Below are 21,156 nucleotides of genomic sequence, written 5' to 3'. Positions count from 1 at the left end.
GATTATTTTATAACATCTATTATATGTATTTATCAAAATTGTTTGTATTGACATGCATCTTATGGATGAGCGGAGCCCATGGCTCCCTCATCCGGGAGACTGCGGAACCTGTACGGGAAAAATCGCCCGCTCCCGGACAAAACGCCTCTGGAACGGACATTTCCTCATTCAAATACGGTATCTTGCTGGCCAGTAATATCTTGCAGGATTGCCAACAATTGAAAGCCGTTCTTGATTCCATCGCAACACCGGAAACCGGGAAAAGCAAGGAAGAGGAAATTTCCTTTCTCTGGGAACGCGCCGTGCTAAACAATGTTATTCTGGCGGACAGTATCCGGAACAATCCCGCAAAGTACGAGGCAACGAAAGATGAAGCAAAAGAATTGTCCGGCGCCCTGGCAGCAGTTAATCAGCAGCTCAAGGATACTTTGAACCAGTTGCGTGGCCTGCAGGGAAGAAACCTGCTGGAAAATGAATTCGAACTCATGCTTGAAACAAAGCGCTCCATCCTTGAGGGCCATCTGGACAAGCACAAGGCCTATCTTTCCGACCAGTACATCATCAGCGCCTTTGAGAAAAATAAGGGATACCCATGTTTGCTCCAGGGCTTTTTTGCGATGTACCGTGAAAAAGACATGGATGCGGCCAGGCGCCTGTTCCGGGAGGGCGCGCAGAAAGGGAGCAAGGAGGCGCAGCTCATGGAAGCGCTTAGCGCACATCCCGGTCCGCGCAAGATCATGGATGGCATCCTAGAAATTCTTACGCGTTTGAATAAAGCCGCCGCCGGGATCACGGACCGGAACACGGCGGAAGCAGAAGAAGAGGGCCTTGCCACCTTATTTGATTCCCTTGGGTTTCAAATCTCCCTGCTCAACAGAAGTTCCCTGTCTGAAGAAGACTCCGAATACATGCTTCAAACCTGGGCGCCCGCTTACCAAAAATTGATGCAGCAGTTTCATCAGGAATGGACCAGAATAAAATCATCCCAATATTTTGGAAATAAGAATCTGGGAAAAGCCATCTCAGGCAAATCAGTATCCCTGAATGCCGCCATCAATTTGAACACCCTTCTTAAATTACAACCGGAATCATAGGAACACAGGAAGGGATGCAGCCTTGTTCCACCTATTGTTAAAAGGTATCCCCATTGACATTTATTCCAGCCTTTGACGGGCCTGCACTCCAGCAACTCTCCGGAACACCGGAAATTACCTGCTGCAAGCACCATGGCCCTACCATCCGCAGGCCGTTTCCCACCAAGAGGAAACGGCTTGCTACTTTATAGTAGCATGGGGTATCGACTAAACTCCCTCCGGAAAGGCGGAAAAACCACCTCCTTTACCCATTCCGGGCGCTCTGCCATATTCTCCTGCTTTGCTGCTCAAAAAGCGCCGGCATGAAAGCGGACGGCTTTCCCATCCCGTCCGGAAAGCGGTAGCCGCCGTTAAGACAGACTCCGGCAGCCCTATCTGCACCATCCCTTCAACGAAAGAGCCTTCCTGATGGTCGTTCAGATAAGGCCGGTGTCGGCATTTCGATACGCCGTCCCAATTCTCAACCCGGAATAAACCAATGAACAATACGACTCAATCAGGGACCTCTCCAACAGGTCCCGCTACAACCAATAACGCTCCGGCGGTAAAATCCGTCCTTCGCATGGGGGTATTTACGCTCGCCATGATTAACGTTTCCGCCATTGTCAGCTTGCGCGGCATGCCTGCGGAAAGCACGTACGGACTCAGTTCCGTCTTTTACTATATTTTTGCAGCGGTCTTTTTCCTGGTGCCCGTCTCCCTGGTGGCCGCGGAACTCACCACCGGATGGCCGCAGAAAGGCGGCGTTTACCGTTGGGTAGGTGAAGCCTTCGGCAAGAAATGGGGGTTCCTGGCCATCTGGCTGCAATGGATTGAGAGTACCATCTGGTTCCCGACCGTCCTGACCTTCGCCGCCGTCTCCCTGGCTTTCATGGGACCCGGACAGCGATGGGATGAAGCGCTTGCCGCCAACAAGTGGTATGTGCTCATCGTGGTGCTGTGCGTGTACTGGGCGGCTACCCTGCTCAACCTGCGCGGCATGAAGACTTCCGCAGGCGTCACCAAGTGGGGCACCATCATCGGCACCATCATTCCGGGCGCCATCCTGATTCTGCTGGGCCTGAGCTATTGGGCCGGAGGTAACCCGATTCTGCTGGACATGAGCTGGGACAAGCTGATACCGGACATGAGCAATTTCAACAACCTCGTTCTGGCCGCCAGCATCTTCCTGTTCTATGCAGGGATGGAAATGTCCGCCGTGCACGTGAAGGACGTGAATGACCCCGGCCGCAACTATCCGCTGGCCATTCTGATTTCCGCCATCATCACGGTACTCATTTTCGTTCTGGGCACGCTGGCCATCGGCTTCATCATTCCCAACTCCCAGATCAACCTGGTGCAGAGCCTGCTGATTTCTTATGACAGTTACTTTAGCTTCTTCGGCCTTGGCTGGATGAACTGGATTCTGGCCCTTGCCCTGGCCGTAGGCGTTCTGGCCCAGGTAACGGCGTGGGTAGGAGGTCCTTCCAAAGGCTTGTACCAGGTAGGCCTGGCCGGCAACCTGCCGCCCGTCATGCAGAAGCGGAACAAGAACAACGTCCAGATGGGCATCCTGCTCATTCAGGGCTGCATCGTCACCCTGCTTTCCATCATGTTCGTGATCATGCCTTCCGTGCAGTCCGCCTACCAGATTATTTCCCAGCTTACCATCATCCTGTACCTCATCATGTACATGCTGATGTTCGCCTCCGGCATTTATCTGCGCTACCGGGAACCGAATACGCCCCGCACCTTCCGCATTCCCGGAGGCAAGACCCTCGGCATGTGGATTGTCGGCGGCCTCGGCTTCCTGGCCAGCCTGGCGGCCTTCCTGGTAAGCTTCATCCCGCCGAACCAGATTACCGTGGGCAGCAATACGATGTATATTATGCTTCTGGTGGTAGGCACCTTCATCTTCGCCGGCATTCCTTTCATCATCCATGCCATGGCCAAGCCCTCCTGGAAGCGGCCTGTGGATTCTGAAGACGCCTTCGAACCCTTCGGATGGGAAAAAACCAATGGAACCCATCCTACAGTAACCCCAATCCATCCCATATCCCATGAGTAACGTCCCTTCCAATGAACAAATACAGACGGCTCTGGACAATGCGTATGCCTACGCCAAAACCGTCCAGGGAGGCAAAAACGCCTCCTACATTCCCGCTCTGGCCCAAGTTCCTTCCGACCTGCTGGCGATTGCCGTGGTCACTGTCAACGGGGACCTGCTGACCGCAGGTTCCGCAGACACGCCCTTTGCCATTGAATCCATCTCCAAGGCCTTCAACCTGGCCTATGTCATGGACCTGATCGGAATGAAGGAGCTCCGCACGAAGATCGGGGCAGACCCCACCGGGGAGCCCTTCAACTCCGTCATGGCGATTGAACTGCACGGCGGCAAGCCCCTCAATCCCCTGGTCAACGCAGGGGCCATGGCGACGGTCAGCCTGGTCAACGGCTCAGACTCCGATGAAATATGGTCCAACATGATTCATAATTTCAACAACTTCGCCAACACGGCCCTGACCGTGAACCAGGAGATCTACAAGTCGGAAAGCGCCACCAACCAGCACAACCGCGGCATTGCATGGCTGCTTGACAGCTACGGCTATTTTTACAATACGCCGCCCATGATCGTGGACCTGTACACCCGCATGTGCTCCCTGAACATCACCACCTCCCAGCTGGCGCTGATGGGCGCCTGCTATGCCAACGGAGGCGTCAACCCCGTCAGCAAGAAGCGGGTGGTTCAGGATGTCAACGTTCCTCCCATTCTGGCGGAAATGTGCATGTCCGGCCTCTATGATTCCACAGGGGACTGGATGTACAAGGCCGGCCTTCCGGCCAAGTCCGGCGTAGGCGGCGGCCTGGTGGCCGTAGCTCCCGGCAAGCTGGCCATGGCGGCCTTCTCCCCGCCCCTGGACCCCGCCGGCAACACCGTCAAGGGCCAGGCGGCTCTTCAATCCATTATTAAAGAATTGAATTTGAACCTTTTCCGGAGCTGATCCGGGATGAGAAGGTAAACCCGCGGAGCCAAGATCCGAAAGGATTCCCGCGGGTTTACTGTATCCCGGCCATGTGAAAATAACGCAAGGCGGTGCCTTCTGCGCCTGGCGGAACTCGGTTGCCGGGCCATAGACATTAAATCCTGTTTGAGAAGTTGCACAGCTGCATGGGTACGCCGTCTTCCATAACGTGGAAACCGTGCCTTTCATAAAAAGCGGCGTTCCTGCTCTCTTCAGGCATGATTTCAATATAGAGGTAGTCCTTGTACTTCTCCTTGACCATTTCCATCATTTTTCCTGCAATTCGCCTGCCGTGATAGTCGGGGTGCACCAGGACATAGTGCATGTAGGCCACCATCTCACTGTCGTCCAGCAGTCGCACAAGACCGACCAGGCGGTCGCCGTCCCACGCGGTAAACACGGTGGACGAATTCATCAGGGCCTTGTAGAGCCGTGCCGGATACTGGCCGGAAATCCATCCCACGGACAGGAACAGCTCCTGCACTTTTTCCCGGGTAAACTTCTTTTCTTCCGTAAAAACAATCATCTTTCCGCTTGGTTGCAGGGTGAGTGGCCAGCACAGTCCAGGCAATAGACAATGCCATTTACAGCTCTCCTCATGGGACTCATGATAAAGTCCACAGGCCCCGGAGACAAGCAACTATGTGCCGCTCCTTGTGCTTCATTAACAGCACAAGGAGTGGCAGAGGCGCCTGTGGCGCTCTTCCATGCCGGCCAAATGGCAGTTGGTCCCGGACAAGTCCGGACTTTTCTTCATGGAAGCTTAACCACGCGCCCTGGTAAAAAGCTTTCCTTCTCCCCTCTTCCGTAGCCGCAGAGTTGTTTTCCCGCGCTCTTCCCGTGTTTTAAGGACTTGCCACCACAACATTTTTCCCTAGAGTCTTTCCGGTATGCTTGAAGCCCTGCAAAACGCCTTTTTCCAGACCGGGGACACGCTCACGTCCTGGCTGTCCGCCTTCAGCAGTTTCCTGTGGGGATGGCCTCTGCTCATCATGCTGCTGGGCACACACCTGTACCTGACCATCATTCTGCGTTTTCCGCAGCGCTACCTGCTCAAGGCCCTGAAACTGTATTTTGTGAAAGACCATACGGATAAGGGAGACATTTCCCCGTTCAGTTCCCTGATGGTGGCCCTGGCCGCCAATATTGGCGCGGGCAATATCATCGGCGTGGGGGTGGCGATTGCCGCCGGGGGGCCGGGGGCCATTTTCTGGTGCTGGCTGACGGGCGTTCTTGGCATGGCTACACGGTATTCGGAAGGGCTGCTCGCCATCAAGTACCGCGTGGAAAACCCGGACGGCAACATGAGCGGAGGCCCCATGTTTGTGCTGGAACGCGGCATGAAATGCAAATGGCTCGGGGTAGCCTTTGCCGTATTCACGGCCGTTGCCGCCTTCGGCATCGGCAACCTGACGCAGGGGAACGCGGCAGCGGAACAGCTCCACCACGCTTTTGCCATTCCCTCCTGGGGAACGGCTGTGGTGCTGACCATCCTGACGGCCCTGGTGATGCTGGGCGGCATCCGGAGCATTGCCAAGGTATGCGCCTTCTTCGTCCCGTTCATGGCAGTCATTTACATCATAGGCTGCGTCTACATCCTGGCCGTGCAGTCCCACTACATTCTTCCGGCCATCCGTTACATTCTGGACTGCGCCTTTACCGGGGAAGCCGCTGCCGGGGGCGTAGTGGGCGCCGCCGTCATGACGGCCATGCGGACCGGCGTGGCCCGCGGCCTCTTTTCCAATGAAGCCGGGCTGGGTTCCGCCGCCATTGCCTCCGCCGCCGCCCAGAACCGCAACCCCGTACGGCAGGCGCTCATCTCTTCCAGCGGCCCGTTCTGGGATACCGTGGTCATCTGTGCCCTCACAGGCATTGTGCTGACTACCAGCATCCTGGCCCATCCGGACATCTCGTCCGGTGACGGCCCCCGGCTCACTACCCTGGCATTCAGTAAAATCCCTTATGTGGGCTCCCCTCTCCTGACGGTCAGCCTGGTCACCTTTGTGGTTTCCACCATTCTGGGCTGGTCCTACTTTGGTGAAAAAGCCCTGGAATACCTGGGGGGCATCCGGCTGATCACGCCTTACCGCGTCATCTGGGTGGCGGCGGTCTTCACCGGCTGCGTTTCCAAGATAGACCTGGTATGGGTCTTTGCAGACTGCGCTAACGGCCTGATGGCCCTTCCCAACCTCATCTCACTGCTGGCCCTTTCCGGAGTGCTTGTCCAGCAAACGCGGTACTACCTCTGGCAGCACAGGCTGGACGATTATGACGAATCCCACATTCCGGAAGGCAAATAACGATTTTTTTCAATTCAGATTCAAATAATTCTTGCCTTTCGGCCTCCGGTGGTATTTACTTTGCCGCGCAGTCCCTGCAAACCTAAAAGTCGCGTTCGTCTAGCGGTCTAGGACTCCCGCCTTTCACGCGGGCAACACGGGTTCGAGTCCCGTACGCGATGCCACTCCCAAGAAGAAGTGGAAAGAAAAAAGCCTGATTTTATCAGGCTTTTTCTATTTTAGTTTACGGAAGGATGTCACTCTTCTTCCAGTGGATAATATTTATTAAAAAATTTCCTAAATCAGGAATATAATCCCCGACTCCCTCAAGCCTATAGCAATTAGGTAATTCCTGCCACAGAGAAAGATATTCGGACTCTGAAAACTCTCCAATGAAAATCTTTAATTTGTTATTATGGGAATGACATAGTGGAATTTCTAAAGGGTTAAATTGCGGAGAAAACACAATAAGTGTTTCAGGATTTATTTTATTGATCTTTTGTTCTTCTTTCAATAACGAATTACCACTTAAAAGGAGACACTGACATCTATGATTCTCAGGAATATTAGATACAGATTCACAAATACCAATAGAAACATATTTTTTAATAAAGTCATCTTTAAATATATCCTTTAATGAAGACATATATAACTTATTTCCGAAAATAAGAGAATCAGAGACAATCCAAATCCTAGGAACACCAGTCTCTTCACATCCTATTTTGACATAATTTTTTTCTTTTTTTACATAAGAGTCAGAATTTAATATAGCAATAAAAATAATAAGCAAAAAACAAGCAGAACTCGTGCCCAATATAAAAAATTTATTTAAGGGAAATTTGTTTGTGATTCTAAATAAAATCATTCTTCCTAAACAAATACACGGAATAATCCATAACACAAACGATTCTCCTACTGAGCTAAAAAAAGATGAAACAGCAAAAGAAACAATAACAGTTAAAGGTATAGGATTAATTCGAGAGCTTCCAAATGGTAAACATACTCCTACTGCTAGTATCCATAATAAAATATAAGCAAATCTACCAATCCAATTTATTTCTACAAGCCAAGTAAAATGAGAATTGACAAGAGTTCTATATTGTTCACTGGATTCTGCGGGCTGATACCATTTCATAAAAGCATTTCCAGCTTCACCTACTCCCCACCCCCAAGGTGAATCTGCTATCATTTCAGGTACTTTTCTCCAAATAGATAATCTATTCGTAATAGATCTGTCTTCGGAAAAAAAACCATGTACATATCTTTTTTGAGCTCCAAGTACTATACAGTAAGTAAATAGACTAATTATTATTATAAATTTAAATCTCCATTCCTTCCAACTGAACTTATGATATGTAAATGCACCAAAAATAGTTAATCCTACTAAAAGTGCACATATTCCTCCTCTTGAAAACGTATGAAAGATACAAATAACACTCCCCAAAAAACAAATCACTGATACCCACTTTCCCCATTTCCCAAATTTTATTAAAGCAATTGATAATAAAGCGCATTGAACTAATAAAGCTGCAGTCTTATTAGGATTTCCTAATCCCAAATCCAGTCTCCACAATCCATTGTAGAAATATTCTGCTATTTGAGACGTTTCCATTCTTTTGCAAGCTTTTCATTGGGTAGTGGAATTCTATATGAAGAAGACATACTATAAAATTTTTCCGCAGAAAATATATTTTGATTAATGGCATCTCCCCAATAAGGAGGATGGACGAATTCTTTATTCCATAACCCCAAATTTTTATCAAATCCGCCATCTTTTATCCTTTTCTGTTTAGTAGTACAAAGAGTCAAAGCATAATCGAAAAATATGAATCCAAATTTTCTACATCCTTGATGGTCTCTATGTCCTAATCCAGGAATAGCTTTATAAACAATAGGATAAGCCAAAGCTCTACATTGCTGGAAAAAACGTAAACTCCGTTCATATCCATATTCTTGTTCCCCTGTAGTAAGACACCATAGTATATTATTCCCTTCTAGAACAGGTTTATCAAAACTGCTAGGAATATGAACATATACAGCATGAAAGTATTTGGGACATCTCATAGCTAAACGCATAGCGTACTGCGCTGCTTTAGAAGTTCCCCAAAGTAAAAATCCTCCTTCTTTAGGCACTTGATATTCACCGCAAAGCTGGTTTACTCCCCTTTCCCATGCCTGAGCCACATGATCAAAACCATGATCATAATCTCTATAAATATCTTTATTAATCTCGTCCCAACTTCTTCTCTTGTCCCACATTGTCTGAGCCCCCCAACATAACAAAGCGAGATTATTTTTTTTGCAATATTCCATAATGGCAAAAAGTTCGTCACTTTTTTTTGTAAACATAATTCTTTTTCTTATTTCTTCTACATTATTAGCAAGAAGACAAGCAGCAAATACTCCAGCTATTTTTTTTTGGTTCAATTTAGGTAATAAAAAAAGAGTCAATTGATTTTGGCTTCCCTTCCTAATAGTAAAAATGCGCTCTACAAATGGTTTAGAAGCCTCTTCTCGTTCTTTTTTAGGTTGTCTATTGAGATATATTTTTTCCGGAAATGAAAATTGCTGAGGATTTCCCTGTGGATAAACCATAGCGCTAACACCTTCTTTATCACCAAAAACCAGAACGATATACAAATTCTTAGTTTTCCTCAATTTTTCAGGGAAAACAAAAAAAAGACTCTCCTCAATATTTGCTTCAAAAAAAGTTGGAATTGCGTAGCTACCAAAATTTGATCGTTTTACACTAGAAGGAATGGAAAATAAACCAGTAAATTTTTTAGAAGAATCATAAAAATATGCTTTCGCTATAACAGTGGAGCAAAGAGTACGTTTAGCAGTTTTAACTTTCATTTCAATAAATGGCAAAGGTAATCTGCTTTGTTTATTCTTTGCAATATTAACGAGCCGGACAAAAGAAACCCCTCCTTTGTTTTTCACAGTATAGTGCTGAACAGAACCAATAGAATAAAAATCGTCACCGAGTATTGGTTGACATAAAACCATTAACCAAAAAAAATAAAAAACTATATTAAAAATAATTCTCATTTTGATTTATTTAAATTTTTCCATTTTGGTATAAGGGTTTCACTAGGTAGAAATCCAGTTAAGGACGGAACTTTTTTTAAAAACTTTTTACATACTTTTTCTCCTGTTTCTATATCAATCCACACAGAAATATGCGGAATAGAATATTCTTTTATGAGAACTTCAAAATAATCTCTCACAAAATCATCCAGTTCTAAACAAGGTGAATGTCCTACATCAGTGATATTAATCCATAACCATCGTCGTCCTATCTTTCTTCCTTCCTTAAAATAACAGAAAGAAGACCCCAATCTATAATCATTATCACCACACGCAACAATTCCAGGTGGAGTATTTCCCCTTTTACAGGGAGAAGTCCACCATCCAGCAGCATAAGCACACCATCCATTTACTTCCGAGGGAGCCCATTCTACAAATCTAGATACAAAATGTGCTCCCCCAGAAAAGCCATACATATAAAGTGGTCGTTTTTTCGATAACAATCTGCGAAGAAATGCAAGCAATATTTCTCCCGATCCTTTTTCTACATAATAATACCCCTTTCCATTTTGAATATCTTCAATTTTTGAAGCGAAAGAGATACCGATTAAAAGCAATTTATTCTTAACAGCATAATTCTGCCATTTTGCTTCAGCAACCAATGTTTTTCCATTACCATTGAAACCAGGCACTAAAATCAAAATTGCTTGAGGAGAAGTAGCGCCTTGATAACAATAAAAATCGGCTCGCGTCATGCCTGGGACGGTAGGCAAAGAAAAATACGATAATGTCCCCTCTCGGCTTACTCCTTCCTCGGTAAGGAAAAAATAGAGAAGAATAAAAAAAATCCTTACAATATTCAATCTAACGGACAAACTATTTCTTTTAATTACTTACTTTTTTAGAATAACATCCATGGTAATTGTGTCTAATGTATTTTCAAAAGGGATTTTATAATCTTTATTGACAGTTGGAATATTTTTTCCTTCTTTATCAGCGAAATAATAAAGTATATCCAGCATCTCCATAGTTAAGGCTAAAACTTGACGATTCACAGAAAGAAATTCTTTTTCGACAGGTTGATATTTCCCACTACTTACAGACAACTTAAAATTAGGTTTTGGCGAAATATTATTAATCATAAAAATACCCAATTTATAAAAGTCATATATAGGTAGATTATTAATTACATAATATCCCTCTTCATTCGTTTTTACCCTGAATTTTCGAGGAATGTACTCCCGATGTAATTCTTCCGAGGCAGGATTCCTAATTTCAGAAATAAGGATTTCTGCATTAGAAACAGGATCTCCCGATTCCGTTGTCACCTGACCTTTGATGGTAATAGTATCATTTTTAAGTAAAGGAAATAGACGATCATTTAGTAATTTTTCCACTTTCTGAATATTCTCAGCAGATCGCATGGTAGAAAAAACATCTTTCATTTCCTGTGAAAGTGACCGTTGAATTTCTTTTTTAGCTAATGCAGAAAGCGATACATCAGCCGCAATGGAATGCGATACGCTCAATAACAACATTCCAGAGAGTATATATAAAGTTAATGTAGTTTTCATCTCCTCAATATTTAGATTTAGTAATAAGTACCCTAAGGCAAAAAATATGTTTAAGCACTAATTATTTTCGTATCATAAATTATTCCGGATTAGAAGGAAAATCTGGGGTTTCTGAAGTGCATGTGTCATACCCTTTATCAGCACATATATCAATCATCGCACATTCTACAGGATCTACTTCTTTGGAACAAACGTCCGTACTAGATAAACAACCGGGACAATCATCACGATCAGTACCATCGCATACATCAGTAGTAGCCGTTCCTCCATCACAATAATCATCACTAGTACTGTCACATTTATCGACATCATGACCACCACCTGGACATGTATCATATAAGCCATAACTTGTTCCAGTGCATACATCAGTAGCATCCGTTCCATCAGTACATTGATCAGATCCCAGCATTCCTACGCATTTATCTGTACCCCCAGCCCCATCTGAAGTATTCGTGCCATCCGGACAAGAATCATCATCAATCAACGTACATTCATCCGGTTCCTTGGAATTACAATCATCTTCACCTCCGAAACTTCCTGAGCCACATTCATCTCCTTCTCCACCTTCACCACACACATCAACACTAGGATCTCCTCCAGGACACTGATCTCCGGCGGCCTCTCCTCCATTGGGAGGGCACTTATCTTCCGGTTCTTTCCCTGTTCCACAATCATCATGTTCCGGCTTCATATCGGCGCACACATCATCTGGTTCTGCCATGGCCTCACAATTATCTGAGTTTGGATCAACTTGTTCATTGCAAATATCATTACTTACTGTTCCAGAAGCACAATCATCTTCTGCTTTACTACCAGATGGAGGACAAGCATCGCCTGATTGAGCTCCTCCAGGACAATAATCTGCATCAGAATCATCACAGACATCTAATTCAGGAATACCCCCCCCTGAGCACTCATCCTGCTTCTGTCTATTACAACTGTCCTGCTCACCGAAAAAAGTGTTACATGGATCATGATCCTCAGGTGAGGCAAAAACTCTTCCTTCCAGTAGCGTAAAACGAGTAACTATCCCTGCTGTGATTAATTTTGTACAACTCTTAATAAATTCACCTCTACCCATGCGAGATGTACTCGTCAAAAATTTCAAATATTGGGAGTGCTTCATAAATTTATAATTAGAAATAGATTAATTTTAATAATTCTCATTTATTAAATAGAGATTTTTTATAATAAACATAAAATGATTTTTTTACGAATTGTTCCATGCGATCGCAAAAAACGGGTTCACGGAATGTCCCATCAGCATTGGCAATCTCCCATGGACATGGTCCTTTACAAATAGACCATAACCAGCAGGATGCACATTTTTGGGAAATAATCTTATAATATTTTTTCCAGAATTCCTTACATTTATTATAATCTGGCCCATCAAAAATATCACCAATCTGCCATTCCTTCATTCCACCAAAACGGTGACAAGGATAAAGCTTACCGTCTGCTCCAACTGTTGATGTACCACGACAAGCACCACAATGAAAAGGACTAACTTTTGGAGAAAATCCTCCATTTTCTAAATCTCTTACTATATTATTGTATGGGTAGTACTTTGGATTTTCTCCATTTTCTAGTTTATTCAAAATCCAAGGAATCAATACTTTATCTTCTTGCTTGAAGTATTCTTCAAAATCGGAATTATCACAATCAACAGGGCTTGCATTAACAGCATTAATAGCTTTTCCTAAAACAATACGGGTAAAACCAAAATCTTCATAAAATTTGATGAGTTCCATCATATCCGGTAAAGGATGGACCATGGTTCCTCTGACAGTAACCGCTCTGCGTCTTGCCATTAATCGTTTAATTCCTTTCACAGCCATCTCATAAGATCCTTTTCCCCCTTGAGTGGGACACTGCTTATCGTGAAGTTTTTGTGGACCATCTAAACTTACCATTAATCCAAAATTGTATTTTTTAATATAACCAATAATTTCATCATCTAATAAAGTTCCATTTGTAGTCATGGAATAAAATACCTTTTTACTATGAAGCTTTGCCAGATGCTGACTGTACTCTAAGGAAAACCGGATGACAGGTTTATTCAAAAGAGGCTCTCCACCAAAAAAAGTAATGGATACTTGTTCACTCTTTCCACTGAAAGCAAACAACCAAGTAATAGCCATACGTGCCACCTGTTCCGTCATTAATCCTTTACTCGGCATATCTCGGGAAGTTGCACAATAACAGTACTTACAAGCAAGATTACAACTTTCAGAAAGGGCCAATTCCAACTTGTTCCAAGCTCTGGTATATCTTTCATCGAGAAGGTGCTGAAATTTTTCTGGAGTTAATGTATAATCTGGTTGCGTAAATAAACCCTTCTGCGCCATGATTCCCACCTCATTAAAAATATTTTCACATATCTCTAAATCACTACCATTTTTTCTAAGAAATCTTTTCTTGGCTTCTTCGAAAGGGTACTTAAGACAAAAATCTAAAAATTCTTTTGTGAGACGGTCCACTCGAAAAAGTACACAATTGGAAGTATCATAAACAAAATAAACACCATTATGTTCCAATGTGTGATAAGGAGGAGGGAGCACTTTCGTACTCGGAAAAAACTGCTTTTCCTTGAGTTGAGTATTCATAATTATTTGTATTATTAAGATCTATTTTAAATATTCTTTCGCAAATTCTAAAGCATTTTTAGAATATTCCTTCACTAATTTTCCATCTGTGACTAGAGCTACTAATGAACCGGCCGCATCATAAATAAAAAAGGTTTCTTTTCCATCAACAAGTATTCTCATTAAACGTCCATTATCTCCGTAGGAATATTCTTCACAATGTTTCTTTTTTCCTAATGACAACGTTATAGATCTGGTTAATCCTCTCAATTTTCCTGAAGTGAACCAAGTACGTTCCACGGTAACACCATCCGCTCGAAGGGTTATTTCTTTTCCTTTTTCGGTATCCTTATACCAATATTCTTTCTGGTGGTAAAAATTTCCTATACGACTTATAGCAGCATAGAGGCCTTTAGCAGGAAATTTAACAGTATATTTATAATCATCGTCTTCCCTAATAATTCCTGTTTGAAAATCCCAGGTAATCTTCCGTTCCTTATTTCTGAGAATATTATGGATCTTTAAAGTAGAAATTAAAGGATTTTCCTGTTTATAAGTGTACTTTAACACATCTTGTTTTCCGATTTTTACATTAGCAAGAAAATTGAATTTTCTCTCCATATATTTTATTTTCTCTTCCTCCTCCTTTTTAGATTTTTTTTGCACCAATCTAATTTTTTCCTTAACCTCTTCTTGAGTAAAAGTATAATCCATATTAGGATGTTTTCCTTTAAAAATTAATTTATTATTATTAATTTTTCCTTTTAAGAGAACAGAAGAATCATCGGCAAGTTGAAGAAGTCTCCCCTCCTCATAAGTAAAAAAGATTCTTTTTCCATCCTTTTCCATTTTTTCCAATCTTCCTTTTCTATAAGTTAATTTAATACCGTCAATGGACTTTACAAGAAAAGAATCTTTTTTCCTAATAATACTCCAAACAGATGAAGCGATGAATTTATCTTTATTTTGATTACTTTGGCGGAAAAAAAGTACTCTACCGTCTGGCATGTTTACTTTATAACTATTTTCATTATTAGGAACAATTGTTGATTCAAATAAAGGCAACCGCCATCCTCTTCCTAAATGAGGTGATACAAATTTGTTTTGAGAATTAAAAACTACATATAAAGGAAGGCTTAAATCTTTCCCCAAAAAAAGATTTCCAATTCTTTCAAAAATCTCTACATTCCCTTTGACTCCTACTCCCTCAAAATGATTTTGACTCCCACTCCAAAGAAAACTTTTCGAGGTAGAAAAGCCAGAAGCGAAAGCCGAAGAAAAAACTGAGAAACATACTAAACTAACCAAAAATACTGTTTTTGATGAAATATTCATAAATCTTCACTATTTTTATTTATCTGCGGAAAACTCTTTTTCTCCCACAAAACTAACTCCTCTTATCATATTATACAATACACGTCAATAAAAATATTAAAATATTTTAGAAAATAATCCCTAATTAGTTACAATCTTTCTCGGAGATTTTATCGATCACAGTCGTTACTCTTCATAAATTTTCAGTTCATGTCTTACATCCCCCGGATTTGACTTCCAGAAAGCCCTGTTATCTTTTAGAATTTTCACACGCAAACGCCATGGATTACACACCTCTCATTGAAAAACGCCGCCAGCGCCTGGAAGAATTGGAAACGGTCATTGCCGAACCGGATTTTTTCAATGACCAGAAGAGGGCCTCGGAAACCATGAGGGAGCACCGCCGCCTGAAGGAACTGATGGAAACGTGGGATGCCCTGAATGCCACGGAACAGCAATTGGCGGACAACCAGGAACTGGCGAAGACGGATGATCCGGAACTGGCGGAGCTGGCCGCTCTGGAGATTCCGGAACTGGAAACGGCGCTGGAAAAACTGCGCAGCGACGTTCAGTACAGCCTTCTTCCCCGCGACACGACGGAAGACCGGGACGCCATTATTGAAATCCGCGCCGGTACGGGCGGGGATGAAGCCTCCCTGTTCGCCGGGGACCTTCTCCGGATGTACCAGCGCTTTGCGGAAGAACGCGGCTGGCGCTTCGAACACCTGGAAAGCAGCCCTTCCGACGTAGGCGGCTTCAAGGAAGTCGTCTGCCGCATTGCCGGGGATGAAGTCTTCCGCTTCCTGAAATATGAGGGCGGCGTGCACCGTGTGCAACGCGTGCCCGCTACGGAAACGCAGGGGCGCATTCACACGTCCACCGCCACCGTAGCCGTCATGCCGGAAGCGGAAGAAGTGGACATTGAAATCCGCCCGGAGGACCTCCGCATTGAAGTATGCCGTTCCGGCGGAGCCGGGGGCCAGCACGTGAACAAGACGGAATCCGCCGTGCAGATCTGGCACATTCCCACGGGCGTCTACGTCCGGTGTGAGGAAGAACGCAGCCAGATGAAAAACCGTGAGAAAGGCATGAAGATTCTGCGCGCCAAGCTTTTTGAGGCCAAGAAGCGGGAAGAGGCGGAAAAATATTCCGCAGCGCGCCGTAGCCTCATCGGGTCCGGCGGACGTGAAGAAAAAATCCGGACGTACAATTTCCCGCAAAACCGCCTGACGGACCACCGCATCGGCTACACCTCCCACAATCTGGACGGCATCCTGATGGGGCAGATGGAAGACCTGATCATGGCTCTCCAGCATGCGGAAATGCAGGAACGCCTGGCGGAAGCCGGCATGTCCTAACCTTCCCCGCTCTTTTTATGAAAACCTTACTGGAAGTTCTTCAGTCCGGCACGGACTACCTGGCGCGCCAGGGGTGCGAAGAAGCCCGCGCCACCATGCAGCACCTGATGGCCCATGTCCTGCACTGCAACCGCACGGCTCTTTACTCCCAGTTTGACAGGCCTGTTGAGGAAACGGAGCTGGCGCCCCTGCGGGAGCTGCTGAAGCGCAGGGCGGCGGGAGAACCGCTGCAGCACCTGCTGGGCTCCACGGAATTTTTCCGCCGGGAATTCCTGACGGATGCGCGCGCGCTGATTCCGCGCCCGGAAACGGAGGAACTGGTGGAAATGGTGCTGAAGAAGATTCCCCCCCGTCCGGTACGCGTGCTGGATATGGGCACCGGGTCCGGCATCATCGGCGTCACGCTGGCCCTGGAACTCAAGGAACGCGCGAAGGAAGTCGTCCTGGCGGACATTTCCCCGCAGGCGCTGGATCTGGCGCTGGAAAACGCCATGCGCCTGGGAGCCAGGGTCTCCACCATCCAGACGGACCTGTTTGAAAACATCCCCCTGGAAAAAGCCGCCCCGCTCCCGGCGGAAACGGATTCCACCGTGGCCGCCCCGGGAGAGGAAGAAAACAGTCCGGAACAGGAAACGCGCTTTGACGTCATCGTGGCCAATCTTCCCTACATTGCGGACGGAGAGGAGCTTGCCCCGGAGGTCATGAAAGACCCGCACACGGCCCTGTTCGGCGGCCCGAAAGGCTGGGAAATCATTGAACGCTTCCTGGCCCGCGCACGGGATTACCTGAATGATAACGGTTTTGTAGCGCTGGAAATAGGGTATGACCAGGCGCCAGCCGTGACGCAGATCATGGACGGCTACGGCTACAATTACATTGAAGTGCTGAAAGACATGAGCGGCATCGCCCGCTTTCCGTTCGGCTATCGTTAAACTTTAACTTTCCCCTCTCACTCCATGCAGGCGGCGCGTATCCTGGTTGACGGACAGAGCGATCTGGTGCTGGATTACGGCATTCCGCCGGAAGCGGGAGACGTAAAACCGGGCTGCCGCGTCCGGGTGCCCCTGCGCAACAGGACGGCCACCGGCACCGTCCTTACGCTGTCCGAACCGGACCCGGCCTGGAGGGACAAGCTCAAGCCCATTCTGAAACTGATTGACCCGGAGCCCCTGATTTCCCCGGCCATGATGAGTCTGGCCTCCTGGGCGGCGGATTATTATTCCGTAGCGCTGGACCAGATGATCCGCTGCCTTCTGCCGGAAACCGTCCGGCAGGAAAATACGGCGGAGAAAATGCGCAAAGTGGTGCATCTGGAAAAACGCCCGTCCCGTGAGGAACTGGACGCCCTGTACCGCAAGGCGCCGCGGCAGGCCCATATACTGGATTATTTTTCATCTACGGAACAATTGGAAGCCCCGCTGGCGGGATTCGGCCCCGGAGCCCTGAATATTGCACGCAGCCTGGAAGCCAAGGGCTTTATTTCCCTGAGGGAAGAGTCCGTGCACCGCGATCCCAGCACGGGAGAACAATTCGTCCCCAGCCAGCCGATGACGCTGAACCCCCAGCAGGAAAAGGCGCTGGAAGAAATCACGGCCATGTGCGCGGCGGAACAGAAAAAACCGGTGCTGCTGCAGGGGGTCACGGGTTCCGGAAAGACGGAGGTTTACCTTCAGGCCGTTTCCAACGTGGTGAAATCCGGGAAATCCGCCCTGATCATGGTGCCGGAAATTTCCCTGACGCCCCAGACCGTCCAGCGTTTCAAATCCCGCTTTGCGGAACTGCCCTCCTCCGTGGCGGTCCTGCACAGCCTTCTGTCTGACGGAGAGCGCTTTGACGAATGGCACGCCATCCGCTCCGGAAAAGCCCGCATCGTCATCGGTCCCCGCTCCGCCGTCTTCGCCCCCTTGCAGAATCTGGGGCTGGTGATTGTGGATGAAGAGCATGACGCGTCCTACAAGCAGGAAAGCTCCCCCCGCTACCACGGGCGGGACCTGGCCGTGCTGCGCGCGCACCTGGAAAACTGCGCCGTAGTCCTGGGCTCCGCCACTCCATCCCTAGAAAGCACCCACAACGCCCTGACCGGGAAATACGCCCTGGTGAAGCTGACGGAACGGGCGGACGGCCAGCAGCTCCCCCTCATCCGCATTCTGGACATGAAAACGGAGGGAAAGAACAAGTCCGGCCCCAATGTCCTTTCCGAACGGCTCCGGATGTCCATTGACCGGAGGCTGGAAAAGGGGGAGCAGGTTATCCTGCTGCTCAACAGGCGCGGATTTGCGCGCTCCATCCAGTGTCCGGACTGCGGCCATGTGGTCACATGCCTGCATTGTTCCCTCCCCCTGACGTACCACCGCACGGAGGACCGCCTCATCTGCCACCTGTGCGGGTTCAAGGCCCTGCCCCCCCGCGCCTGCCCGGAGTGCCGGTCCGCCAATATCCTGCTCCAGGGGTACGGCACCCAGAAGGTGGAGGAAATCCTGCGCCGCACTTTTCCCGCGGCGCGCATCACGCGCGTGGATGCGGACGTGGCGCGGAAGAAGAACGCCGTCAGGACCATCCTGAACCAGTTCCGCTCCCACAAGATAGACATTCTCCTGGGCACCCAGATGATCGCCAAGGGCCTGGATTTCCCCAACGTAACGCTGGTGGGCGTGCTGAACGCGGACCTGGGGCTTTACATTCCGGACCCACGGGCCGGAGAACGCACTTTCCAGCTCCTGACCCAGGTGGCGGGACGCGCGGGACGCGGCGACCTCTCCGGAGAAGTCATCATCCAGACCTTCACGCCCCAGTCCCCCTCCCTGCAATATGCGCGGCATCATGATACGGACGGCTTCGCGGCCCAGGAGCTGGAAATGCGCCGCGCCTTTGACCTCCCCCCCTTCACCCACATCGCCGTGCTGACCATACGCTCCCAGCATGAAAACATGGCGGAATTCGCCACGCGCACGCTCGCCGGACGGCTCCGCGGGATGCTGCCCCCTCCCGCCACGATGACGGACCCCATGCCGGCTCCCATCCCGCGCGCGCACGGCCAGTTCAGATTCCAGATCACAGTAAAGGGCCCCTCCGCACGCATTCTCTCACGCACGCTCCGGAAGCTGGTTCAGGAAGCCGGACTGGGGGATGACCTGACGGCCGTGATTGACGTGGACGCCATGTCATTCATGTAAGCCGCCTTGCCAAAGCCGGACGGGGATATTAAAATTCCGGCACAACACAATTTACGATCATGCTGCTTCATTTTTATAAAATGACGGGGGCCGGCAACGACTTCATCATGGTGGACAACCGTGACCTGGGTCTTTCCTCCGTGCTGGACAGGGAAACCATTGAAGCCCTTTGCGACCGCCGCTTCGGCATTGGCGCTGACGGCCTGATTGCCGTGGAGCCTTCCCAGGGAAAAGGAGGGACCGTGCGCATGCGCTATTACAATGCCGACGGTGGAGAAGCGGAGATGTGCGGCAACGGAGCACGCTGCTTCGGCAACTTTGCGGCAGCTCTGCTCCGGCATGACAAATCCGCCCCCCTGCCCTTTGAAACGATGGCCGGTATCGTGACCGCCTCCTTTGAAAAAGACGGAAACGTCACCGTCAACCTGACGGACCCTCACTCCCTGCAGCTTTTCGCCCTGAATGCTGATCCCACCGTGGGCGCAGACGTCCATTTCCTGAATACCGGCGTTCCGCACGCCGTAGCGTTCCTGGACAAGCTGGACGGTCTTGACATTCCGCGGCTGGGCGCCTACCTGCGTTATCATGATGCCTTTGCTCCAAAAGGAACCAACGCCAATTTTGCCACCATCCTGTCTCCGGGGCACATCGCCATACGCACCTATGAACGGGGCGTAGAAGATGAAACGCTGGCCTGCGGAACGGGAATGACCGCCAGTGCGCTGCTGCACGCCGTATTGACGGACGCCCCCTCCCCCATCCAGGTGGACGTGGCTGGAGGCGACACACTTAAAGTCGGCTTCCAGCGCATGGGGGACCACTTTACCCATGTCACCCTGACCGGTCCCGCGGACCTTGTCTTTACCGGAGACATTGAGCTCTGAACCAGTGCCCGTGCCGGGCAAGCGCCCATTCTCCCGCCTCAGGGAACCTGCTTGTTCAGCAGGAAACACTCCGCCTTCACATACCCGCCGTAATTATTGCAGAAGGCCTTATAGACGGCAGGCCCCATGTTGGTCTCGCAATAATACTTCACGGTAATAAAATCCTTCCCGCGTTCCACATTCAGAAAACGGGAGGACAGCAGCACCAGGTTCGCCTGGTAGTTCCACAAGGCCATGTCATGCTCCATCTCCTCCTTGATCGTTTCACAGATGAAACTCTCCGGTGGAGGAAACAAAATGGCGCCGACGATGGCAATCAGGCAAATTCCCGGCACTACTCCCAGGGCAAGCGCCCCATGGCATTTCCTGGCCAAGTGGACATGCCGGGGCAACTGACGGCGGATGGTGAAACGGACCAGGTAACCCGCCAGCAGCATCACCGGAAAGGAAACGTTCACGAATTCAAAGGCCAGGCTCATTCCGCCAAGGGCGATAAAGCCGATGCCTTTCCATACCTTCCTGTAAACCGGAATGCATACGCAAAGAATGACGTACAGGATATAGCCCAGCAGGCAAAGAAAAGGCAGAAGCACTCCTGTGAACATGTGCTCCACCATGCAGTCCCACGGATATTCCCTGCTGGGGCAGCAGGCTTCATGAAGAAACATGCATACAATGCTCAGAAGCACCAGTCCGGCCAGAAGAATAGCCTTTAATTTTCTGGATTCATAAAGAAGCCACAGTAAAACCACACCAAAAGGAAGCAAATAACAGCCGATACTGCTGAACACGGTGGACAACATGGGAATGTGCGGGAAGAAATGCATGGCTTGTAATTGGATAATACCCGGTTGAAGCATCAA

The 21,156-nt window shown here is 48.1% G+C and carries 17 protein-coding genes and 1 tRNA gene; 9 read left to right on the top strand and 9 right to left on the bottom strand.

Annotated features, from left to right (window positions below; all coding sequences use genetic code 11):
- Nucleotides 1-23: 23 nt before the first annotated feature.
- From HHJ06_RS05775 to glsA, 3 genes are all read left to right on the top strand, one after another.
- Nucleotides 24-1,094, top strand: a complete 1,071-nt coding sequence (locus tag HHJ06_RS05775) for a hypothetical protein (protein ID WP_215428403.1) — start codon at nucleotides 24-26, stop codon at nucleotides 1,092-1,094.
- A gap of 478 nt (nucleotides 1,095-1,572) precedes the next feature.
- Nucleotides 1,573-3,141: a putative glutamine/gamma-aminobutyrate antiporter GadC gene (gene gadC, locus HHJ06_RS05770; RefSeq protein WP_428994124.1), complete on the top strand. Its 1,569-nt coding sequence runs from the start codon at nucleotides 1,573-1,575 to the stop codon at nucleotides 3,139-3,141.
- Entirely contained in the window at nucleotides 3,134-4,075 is a 942-nt protein-coding gene (gene glsA / locus HHJ06_RS05765) for a glutaminase A (protein ID WP_215428401.1), read from the top strand. The genes gadC and glsA overlap by 8 nt, the downstream gene beginning before the upstream one ends.
- 136 nt (nucleotides 4,076-4,211) lie before the next feature.
- On the opposite strand, the gene HHJ06_RS05760 is transcribed toward glsA, so the two are convergent.
- Nucleotides 4,212-4,622, bottom strand: coding sequence for a GNAT family N-acetyltransferase (locus HHJ06_RS05760; protein WP_215428400.1), 411 nt, complete (start codon nucleotides 4,620-4,622; stop codon nucleotides 4,212-4,214).
- Between the two features lie 364 nt (nucleotides 4,623-4,986).
- Between HHJ06_RS05760 and HHJ06_RS05755 the strand changes: the two genes are divergently transcribed.
- Together HHJ06_RS05755 and HHJ06_RS05750 are read left to right on the top strand one after the other, a co-directional pair.
- The gene (locus tag HHJ06_RS05755) at nucleotides 4,987-6,396 is read left to right on the top strand and encodes an alanine/glycine:cation symporter family protein (RefSeq protein ID WP_215428399.1); all 1,410 of its coding nucleotides are present in this window, start codon (nucleotides 4,987-4,989) and stop codon (nucleotides 6,394-6,396) included.
- Nucleotides 6,397-6,484: 88 nt separating this feature from the next.
- A tRNA-Glu gene (locus HHJ06_RS05750) sits at nucleotides 6,485-6,560 on the top strand.
- Nucleotides 6,561-6,619: 59 nt separating this feature from the next.
- Here HHJ06_RS05750 and HHJ06_RS05745 read toward each other — a convergent pair.
- The 7 genes from HHJ06_RS05745 to HHJ06_RS05715 all read right to left on the bottom strand — a co-directional run bounded on the left by HHJ06_RS05745 (nucleotide 6,620) and on the right by HHJ06_RS05715 (nucleotide 14,899).
- A complete protein-coding gene (locus tag HHJ06_RS05745; protein WP_215428398.1) occupies nucleotides 6,620-7,987 on the bottom strand; it encodes an O-antigen ligase family protein in 1,368 nt (455 codons plus the stop codon).
- Nucleotides 7,969-9,426, bottom strand: coding sequence for a hypothetical protein (locus HHJ06_RS05740; RefSeq protein WP_215428397.1), 1,458 nt, complete (start codon nucleotides 9,424-9,426; stop codon nucleotides 7,969-7,971). The genes HHJ06_RS05745 and HHJ06_RS05740 overlap by 19 nt, the downstream gene beginning before the upstream one ends.
- On the bottom strand, nucleotides 9,423-10,160 hold the full coding sequence (locus tag HHJ06_RS05735; RefSeq protein WP_215428396.1) for a hypothetical protein: 738 nt from the start codon (nucleotides 10,158-10,160) through the stop codon (nucleotides 9,423-9,425). Before HHJ06_RS05735 ends, HHJ06_RS05740 begins: the two co-directional genes overlap by 4 nt.
- Nucleotides 10,161-10,298: 138 nt before the next feature.
- Nucleotides 10,299-10,979, bottom strand: coding sequence for a carboxypeptidase-like regulatory domain-containing protein (locus tag HHJ06_RS05730; RefSeq protein ID WP_215428395.1), 681 nt, complete (start codon nucleotides 10,977-10,979; stop codon nucleotides 10,299-10,301).
- A gap of 79 nt (nucleotides 10,980-11,058) precedes the next feature.
- The gene (locus HHJ06_RS05725; RefSeq protein WP_215428394.1) at nucleotides 11,059-12,105 is read right to left on the bottom strand and encodes a hypothetical protein; all 1,047 of its coding nucleotides are present in this window, start codon (nucleotides 12,103-12,105) and stop codon (nucleotides 11,059-11,061) included.
- Between the two features lie 37 nt (nucleotides 12,106-12,142).
- Complete coding sequence (locus HHJ06_RS05720) at nucleotides 12,143-13,585, bottom strand: radical SAM/SPASM domain-containing protein (RefSeq protein WP_215428393.1); 1,443 nt, start codon at nucleotides 13,583-13,585, stop codon at nucleotides 12,143-12,145.
- A 21-nt stretch (nucleotides 13,586-13,606) separates the two neighbouring features.
- The gene (locus tag HHJ06_RS05715; protein ID WP_215428392.1) at nucleotides 13,607-14,899 is read right to left on the bottom strand and encodes a hypothetical protein; all 1,293 of its coding nucleotides are present in this window, start codon (nucleotides 14,897-14,899) and stop codon (nucleotides 13,607-13,609) included.
- Between the two features lie 260 nt (nucleotides 14,900-15,159).
- Here HHJ06_RS05715 and prfA point away from each other — a divergent pair, with 260 nt between their 5' ends.
- The 4 genes from prfA to dapF are packed head-to-tail and all read left to right on the top strand — an operon-like array spanning nucleotide 15,160 to nucleotide 20,293.
- Nucleotides 15,160-16,236, top strand: coding sequence for a peptide chain release factor 1 (gene prfA / locus HHJ06_RS05710; RefSeq protein ID WP_215428391.1), 1,077 nt, complete (start codon nucleotides 15,160-15,162; stop codon nucleotides 16,234-16,236).
- 17 nt (nucleotides 16,237-16,253) lie between these two features.
- Complete coding sequence (gene prmC, locus HHJ06_RS05705; protein WP_215428390.1) at nucleotides 16,254-17,168, top strand: peptide chain release factor N(5)-glutamine methyltransferase; 915 nt, start codon at nucleotides 16,254-16,256, stop codon at nucleotides 17,166-17,168.
- Nucleotides 17,169-17,192: 24 nt separating this feature from the next.
- Nucleotides 17,193-19,409 (top strand): replication restart helicase PriA, encoded by a 2,217-nt coding sequence (gene priA, locus HHJ06_RS05700; protein WP_215428389.1) that lies wholly within the window; start codon nucleotides 17,193-17,195, stop codon nucleotides 19,407-19,409.
- A 59-nt stretch (nucleotides 19,410-19,468) separates the two neighbouring features.
- On the top strand, nucleotides 19,469-20,293 hold the full coding sequence (gene dapF / locus HHJ06_RS05695) for a diaminopimelate epimerase (protein ID WP_215428388.1): 825 nt from the start codon (nucleotides 19,469-19,471) through the stop codon (nucleotides 20,291-20,293).
- A 38-nt stretch (nucleotides 20,294-20,331) separates the two neighbouring features.
- Here dapF and HHJ06_RS05690 read toward each other — a convergent pair whose 3' ends face one another.
- Nucleotides 20,332-21,096 (bottom strand): hypothetical protein, encoded by a 765-nt coding sequence (locus HHJ06_RS05690; protein WP_215428387.1) that lies wholly within the window; start codon nucleotides 21,094-21,096, stop codon nucleotides 20,332-20,334.
- Nucleotides 21,097-21,156: the final 60 nt, after the last annotated feature.

The sequence above is a fragment of the Akkermansia muciniphila genome, from assembly GCF_018709685.1.
GTDB lineage: Bacteria > Verrucomicrobiota > Verrucomicrobiia > Verrucomicrobiales > Akkermansiaceae > Akkermansia > Akkermansia muciniphila_E.
This window is presented reverse-complemented; position numbering and strand designations above follow the sequence as displayed.

What these genes read in the sequence shown, in the direction of transcription:
- HHJ06_RS05775 (WP_215428403.1), top strand. Translation starts at nt 24, where the DNA reads ATGTATTTATCAAAATTGTTTGTATTGACATGCATCTTATGGATGAGC.
- gadC (WP_428994124.1), top strand. Translation starts at nt 1,573, where the DNA reads ATGAACAATACGACTCAATCAGGGACCTCTCCAACAGGTCCCGCTACA.
- prfA (WP_215428391.1), top strand. Translation starts at nt 15,160, where the DNA reads ATGGATTACACACCTCTCATTGAAAAACGCCGCCAGCGCCTGGAAGAA.
- dapF (WP_215428388.1), top strand. Translation starts at nt 19,469, where the DNA reads ATGCTGCTTCATTTTTATAAAATGACGGGGGCCGGCAACGACTTCATC.
- HHJ06_RS05740 (WP_215428397.1), bottom strand. Translation starts at nt 9,426, where the DNA reads ATGAGAATTATTTTTAATATAGTTTTTTATTTTTTTTGGTTAATGGTT.
- prmC (WP_215428390.1), top strand. Translation starts at nt 16,254, where the DNA reads ATGAAAACCTTACTGGAAGTTCTTCAGTCCGGCACGGACTACCTGGCG.
- glsA (WP_215428401.1), top strand. Translation starts at nt 3,134, where the DNA reads ATGAGTAACGTCCCTTCCAATGAACAAATACAGACGGCTCTGGACAAT.
- HHJ06_RS05760 (WP_215428400.1), bottom strand. Translation starts at nt 4,622, where the DNA reads ATGATTGTTTTTACGGAAGAAAAGAAGTTTACCCGGGAAAAAGTGCAG.
- HHJ06_RS05755 (WP_215428399.1), top strand. Translation starts at nt 4,987, where the DNA reads ATGCTTGAAGCCCTGCAAAACGCCTTTTTCCAGACCGGGGACACGCTC.
- HHJ06_RS05720 (WP_215428393.1), bottom strand. Translation starts at nt 13,585, where the DNA reads ATGAATACTCAACTCAAGGAAAAGCAGTTTTTTCCGAGTACGAAAGTG.
- HHJ06_RS05735 (WP_215428396.1), bottom strand. Translation starts at nt 10,160, where the DNA reads ATGACGCGAGCCGATTTTTATTGTTATCAAGGCGCTACTTCTCCTCAA.
- HHJ06_RS05715 (WP_215428392.1), bottom strand. Translation starts at nt 14,899, where the DNA reads ATGAATATTTCATCAAAAACAGTATTTTTGGTTAGTTTAGTATGTTTC.
- HHJ06_RS05730 (WP_215428395.1), bottom strand. Translation starts at nt 10,979, where the DNA reads ATGAAAACTACATTAACTTTATATATACTCTCTGGAATGTTGTTATTG.
- priA (WP_215428389.1), top strand. Translation starts at nt 17,193, where the DNA reads ATGCAGGCGGCGCGTATCCTGGTTGACGGACAGAGCGATCTGGTGCTG.
- HHJ06_RS05725 (WP_215428394.1), bottom strand. Translation starts at nt 12,105, where the DNA reads ATGAAGCACTCCCAATATTTGAAATTTTTGACGAGTACATCTCGCATG.
- HHJ06_RS05690 (WP_215428387.1), bottom strand. Translation starts at nt 21,096, where the DNA reads ATGTTGTCCACCGTGTTCAGCAGTATCGGCTGTTATTTGCTTCCTTTT.
- HHJ06_RS05745 (WP_215428398.1), bottom strand. Translation starts at nt 7,987, where the DNA reads ATGGAAACGTCTCAAATAGCAGAATATTTCTACAATGGATTGTGGAGA.